We start from the raw sequence: 229 nt of genomic DNA, 5'->3' as shown, positions 1-229 counted from the left end.
CGCAGAAGAAGTGCTATTAATGGCAGAACAGCTTGAAGAACTGCAAGGAAGGCTGATTTCGCTTAAGGCATAGCAACCGGAAAAAGCGGCTAATCGCACTACAAGGCATCGCGTAAGCCGCTCGCCCTCTCAACATATAAGTATGATACTGAGCAAACTTTGTAACCCTATACCTGCATATTCATCACGTCACGGTAAGCCGTCACTAAACGGTTACGCACTTGCATTC

1 protein-coding gene is annotated in these 229 nt (G+C 46.7%); it reads right to left on the bottom strand.

What is annotated here, in order from left to right; translation table 11 throughout:
* Positions 1-167: 167 nt before the first annotated feature.
* Positions 168-227 carry a flagellar hook-basal body complex protein FliE gene (locus R0J92_RS27415; protein WP_411053999.1) on the bottom strand — a complete coding sequence of 20 codons (60 nt, stop codon included), beginning with the start codon at positions 225-227 and terminating at the stop codon, positions 168-170.
* Positions 228-229: the final 2 nt, after the last annotated feature.

This window comes from Tritonibacter sp. SIMBA_163 (assembly GCF_046535935.1).
GTDB classification, from domain to species: domain Bacteria; phylum Pseudomonadota; class Alphaproteobacteria; order Rhodobacterales; family Rhodobacteraceae; genus Epibacterium; species Epibacterium scottomollicae.
This window is presented reverse-complemented; position numbering and strand designations above follow the sequence as displayed.